The sequence below is a fragment of the Lacrimispora sp. 38-1 genome (genome assembly GCF_049890855.1).
Taxonomy (GTDB): domain Bacteria; phylum Bacillota; class Clostridia; order Lachnospirales; family Lachnospiraceae; genus Lacrimispora.
In genome coordinates this window covers 1-1,721 of record NZ_JBANEW010000049.1, presented here as the reverse complement: position 1 = coordinate 1,721, position 1,721 = coordinate 1, and the positions used below count along the sequence as shown (strand labels likewise).

General features: G+C 36.2%; 2 protein-coding genes. Both read left to right on the top strand.

Annotated features, from left to right (window positions below):
- The first annotated feature begins 59 nt into the window (after positions 1-59).
- Positions 60-746 (top strand): transposase, encoded by a 687-nt coding sequence (locus V7D18_RS10845; protein WP_426154232.1) that lies wholly within the window; start codon positions 60-62, stop codon positions 744-746.
- The gene (locus V7D18_RS10840) at positions 701-1,639 is read left to right on the top strand and encodes an IS3 family transposase (protein WP_426154234.1); all 939 of its coding nucleotides are present in this window, start codon (positions 701-703) and stop codon (positions 1,637-1,639) included. Before V7D18_RS10845 ends, V7D18_RS10840 begins: the two co-directional genes overlap by 46 nt.
- The last annotated feature ends 82 nt before the right edge of the window (positions 1,640-1,721 follow it).

Here is a 1,721-nt window from a genome sequence, read left to right as displayed (position 1 = left end):
TGATATGCTACCCCTATATAGGACAATGAAATATAAAAGTCCTATATGGGGGTATTTCTATGTCCAGAAAAAGTAAAATTGATCCAGTAGAAAAAGTAAAGATTGTGGAACAGTATCTTAGTGGTAAGCTAGGCATCAGACAAGCTGGTAATTGTTTAGGTATTGCTTATCAAAGTGTACAAAGATGGGTTAGAATTTATAAGTCGGAAGGTCCTACCGGACTACTTAATCAACCGAAAAACAGAAGTTATTCAAAAGAACTAAAGATAGCTGCAGTTAATGAATATCTCAATGGAAATGGTTCTGAAAATGACATCTGTCAAAAGTATGATATTCGTTCTCGTAAACAACTCAGTGATTGGATTAAGGTGTATAATTCTGGTGGAGAATTAAAAGAATCCACCGGAGGTGCATACATGAAGAAAGCAAGAACAGCAACGCCTGAAGAACGGCTTGCAATAGTAAATGATTGTTTGGAAAACAACAAGAATTATGGGGCAACAGCACTTAAATATAATTGTTCATATCAGCAGGTTCGTAACTGGGTTATTCACTATGAGAAAATAGGAATAAAAGGTCTAGAAGATCGGCGCGGTCGTCGTATCGGCTCACTGCCAAGTCGAAGTCCGGAAGAAGAATTACGAGATAAGATTGCAGAGTTGGAACGCAAGAATAATGATTTACAAATGGAGAATGATCTATTAAAAAAAGTCAGAGATCTGGAAAGGAGGGATCGTTATCTTTAATTCATCGTCTTGCTGCATATGAGGCTATTAAAGAGCTGGCCTCAAGCAAAGGATATCCTGTAGACAGGCTATGCAGATATCTTAATATCACACGTTCTGCGTATTACCATTGGTTAAAACATCCAAAGAGTAATAATGAGATACAAAATGAATACATCTCATCCCAAGTAAAAAAGATACATGAGCAGCACCCAGACATGGGGTATCGCCGTATTCGTGATGAATTGGATGGACATAGTGGAATTCATGTAAATGACAAAAGAGTTCTCCGCATATGTAGAAAATTCGAAATCAAATCCAATATCAAATGGAAGCCAAAAAGTTGTACCAGAGGTGATAGGAATCCTGATCATGTCGCAAAGAACTATCTCCATCGTGAGTTCCATGCAGATAAACCTAATGAGAAATGGCTGACTGATGTCACAGAATTTAAATACTACATTGGAATAGAAGTACACAAGATATATTTAAGTGCCATTTTGGATTTATATGACCGTAGAATTGTCACTTTTAAAATCAACGATCATAACGATAATCCACTGGTCATGGATACTTTTGATGATGCAGTTCATCTAGAACCAGATGCACATCCTCTGTTCCATAGTGATCGAGGTTTTCAATATACAAGTACGCAATTTTATAATCGTTTAAGAACTCATCACATGAAACAAAGTATGTCCAGAGTAGCACACTGTATTGATAACGGCCCTATGGAAGGATTCTGGGGGATTTTAAAGAGAGAAATGTATTACGGCCATCGTTTCACTGATAAAGAAACTCTGATAAATGCCATAATGGAATATATAGATTACTATAATAATCAAAGGCTTCAAAGAAAACTAAATGTAAAGACACCTATGGAATTTCATAATCTATATGTAAAAGCAGCATAAAAAATATCGCCAGCCAATAACATGGCTGACGATACAAAAATTTATAGTTTTTTATTGTCCTCTTGACAGGTAGCACACCAAA

What these genes read in the sequence shown, in the direction of transcription:
- V7D18_RS10845 (WP_426154232.1), top strand. Translation starts at nt 60, where the DNA reads ATGTCCAGAAAAAGTAAAATTGATCCAGTAGAAAAAGTAAAGATTGTG.